Annotated in this window: 2 protein-coding genes, 1 pseudogene and 1 other annotated feature; all 3 genes and pseudogenes read right to left on the bottom strand. The window is 37.9% G+C overall.

The features are described 5' to 3' along the window. On the bottom strand, positions 1–105 hold a 105-nt coding region (locus FTT64_RS14285), incomplete at its 3' end, for a phenol hydroxylase subunit (RefSeq protein WP_218951701.1). 312 nt (positions 106–417) lie between these two features. After that, a pseudogene (locus tag FTT64_RS14280) lies at positions 418–1651 on the bottom strand (IS3 family transposase). Continuing rightward, positions 1246–1362: a sequence feature (AL1L pseudoknot), on the bottom strand. It overlaps the preceding pseudogene by 117 nt. Positions 1652–1833: 182 nt before the next feature. Then, positions 1834–2400, bottom strand: a complete 567-nt coding sequence (locus tag FTT64_RS14275; protein ID WP_006581699.1) for a recombinase family protein — start codon at positions 2398–2400, stop codon at positions 1834–1836. Positions 2401–2461: the final 61 nt, after the last annotated feature.

The following is a 2461-nucleotide window of genomic DNA, read 5'->3' as shown; positions in this document are numbered from 1 at the left end:
TAACTCTGGATCACCTATCGAAAATTCAAATTCGATATATTTGTCACGCTGAGTCCCTGTAACATGAATAAAGCAAGGAGGCTGTTCTACATTGAGTTGCTGCATACCAAAATCCTCATATTCTCCATAAGATTATTGCAACTTGCATGCCAATTTTATTTATTATTATTTTTCAAATATTTATGATTTTCTCTTTTTTATTTCATACAATGTTCTTTATCAAATTCTTAAGTCACAATGTATGACTTAAGAAAATTCTCAAGTGTTTTATATTTTCTCAGTTGTATAAGCACTTATAGATGATCAAAAAAAAAAGAAGCCAAAGCTTCTTTTTTTGATTTTCCAACTCGCATTGATAGCCCCTATAATTCAATCAACTGAACCGTACCGGGTTTGTCGGAGAGTTTTTTATTTAAGTTAGGCCACCTGACCTAACGGGTTAATCTTATCATAGTACATTGCTTCAAAATCAAAAGGTGATACATAACCTAGTGCACTATGTACACGCTCTTTATTGAACCAATCTACCCAATTTAGTGTCGCAAGTTGTACATCCGCTAAACCTTGCCAATCTGCTTTTAGATATTCAATCACCTCTGTTTTGTATAAGCCATTCACCGTTTCAGCCAAAGCATTATCGTATGAATCACCAGTCGTACCGACTGATGCTCGTAAATTTGCTGCTTCTAAACGATTGGTATAGCGAATGGAAAGATATTGCACACCTCTGTCGGAATGATGAATCACATTCTTTGGCATGCCTCGATCATGCAATGCTTGCTCCAATGCATCGAGCACCATATCTGTATTCATCCGTGTCGATACTTTCCATCCAACAATTGCTCGTGAGAACACATCAATAATAAATGCAGTATAAACCCAGCCTGAATTTGTTTGAATATACGTAAAGTCACTCACCCACAGTTGGTCAGGATGATCAGCAGTAAAATTACGTTTTACCAAGTCATCCGCTCGTTTTTGATCATCTCGGCTACGGGTGGTTTGTTTGTTCTTACCACGCCAAACACCTTTTATACCTAGCTTTTGCATTAATCGAGCAACAGTACAGCGCGCAATAATATAGCCTTCACGTTTCAGTTTTTGCCAGACTTTACGTACACCATACCGACCTGAACTTTCCTTCCAAATTCGTTTAATCTCCTCAGCATGATGCAAGTCATGTAAATCTCGCTTTGCTCGATGTTCTGGATTTTCACAGAGATCTAGAGTCCGGTAATAGGTTGAAGGTGCGATCGGTAAAATTCTACAAATCGCCTCGACTCCGTACAGCTCTTTATTATTATGGATAAAATCCACCATTATTTGTGTGGGCGGTCGAGCTCCGCCTGGGCGAAAAAAGCGGCTGCTTTACGTAGAATTTCATTGGCGCGTTGCAGTTCTTTATTTTCGCGTTCGAGTTGTTTGATACGTTCTTGGTCTGAAAGCTGCTGTACTTTAACTGGATTTTGTTTATCTAAATATTTTTGATACCAAACACGTAGTGTTTCAGGAGTACAACCCTTGCGCAGTATACTGCTCAGGGAGCAATAGCGGTGATCGCAGCCCAATTCGATGGATAATCTTTCTCGGATTCAATCAATAATTGAACCGCTCTTTCTCTGATTTCAGGGGTATATTTTACTTTTTTCATCGGGACATTCTCTCAGAAAGCTTGGTCTCCGACAAACCCGGTACGGTTCAAAAATCTTCCATTGATTTATTTATATCTGTTAAACCAGTCGCATTATGAAATGTAATATAAGTAGAAATTTCAGTATAAATGGTCATGATCTTTTCTAAATTTGAATATCTAAGCGTCTTCATTAATCAACCTTATTGATTATTAGTTTCTTCTTTTAAAGCTCTTTGTACTGTTGCTATCCCTACTTTAAACTTTTCTGCAACACCTCTAAATGTTGAATTTTCTTCAGCCATTGCTTTTCGTATTTCAACATAGTCAACCTTCCGCTTTCTTCCCTTATATAAGCCCTTCGCTTTGGCTTTTGCAATTCCTTCCTTTTGACGCTCACGGATCATGGAGCGTTCAAACTCTGCAAATGCAGCAAGCATCTGAAACATGAGTTTATTTATTGCCGATTGTGCTACATCATGACTGAAGGTCAAATTCTCTTTATGAAAAATAATGGTTATACCACGATCATTCAGACTATTCACAATTTCGTTCAGATCATTTGTATTACGTGCCAGACGATCAATACTATGAACATGCACCGTATCACCTTCACGCAGATAGTCGAGCATTGCATTTAACTGAGGACGTTCACGGCTACCACCGCTTGCCTTTTCAGTAAAGGTCTTATCCAGGCTGATTCCATCTAATTGACGTTCAGTATTTTGTTCAGTTGAACTGACTCGAATATATCCGACCTGATTAGGCATTCTGTACCGTTAGAGTTTAGATAATTAAATACATATTGTACCGAAATTAAATATTAAGTCT

Source organism: Acinetobacter sp. Q186-3 (assembly GCF_013420655.1).
In the GTDB taxonomy this organism is placed as follows: domain Bacteria; phylum Pseudomonadota; class Gammaproteobacteria; order Pseudomonadales; family Moraxellaceae; genus Acinetobacter; species Acinetobacter indicus.
Note: the sequence above shows the minus strand (reverse complement) of the source record. Positions and strands in the feature narration are given on the sequence as shown.

Coding starts and splice junctions, on each gene's coding strand:
- FTT64_RS14275 (WP_006581699.1), bottom strand. CDS start 2,400: ATGCCTAATCAGGTCGGATATATTCGAGTCAGTTCAACTGAACAAAAT.